Raw genomic sequence first — 331 nt, 5'->3', positions numbered from 1 at the left:
CCCAGATTGATCACGCTGACCGACCGCCAACCTACTCCTGAGCCACTGACGATACGCACCGGGCTGTCACTGGCGCCGTAGCGCAACGCATTGGCCAGCAGGTTCGCCAGCGCCCGGCGGATCATCTCAGGGTCACCGAAAAGCTCACCCTCGGTTTCATCGAGCAGCTGAATGCCGCGCTCTTCGGCGACGCCTTCGAAGTAGTCGCACAGTTGCTCGACCAGTGCCGGCAGTGCAAAGCGCTGCAGCTCGATGGCCGCAGACGGCTGCTCGGCACGGGCGAGGAACAGCATGCTGTCGATCATCCGCGCCAGGCGTTCATACTCCTCCT

1 pseudogene is annotated in these 331 nt (G+C 63.4%); it reads right to left on the bottom strand.

Annotation, left to right across the window (positions count from 1 at the left end):
* Nucleotides 1-331 (bottom strand): annotated as a pseudogene (locus LO50_RS23765) (heavy metal sensor histidine kinase); the annotation flags it as partial.

The organism is Stutzerimonas stutzeri (genome assembly GCF_000935215.1).
In the GTDB taxonomy this organism is placed as follows: domain Bacteria; phylum Pseudomonadota; class Gammaproteobacteria; order Pseudomonadales; family Pseudomonadaceae; genus Stutzerimonas.
The sequence above is the reverse complement of the archived record's forward strand: the minus strand, read 5'-3'. Positions and strand labels throughout refer to the sequence as shown.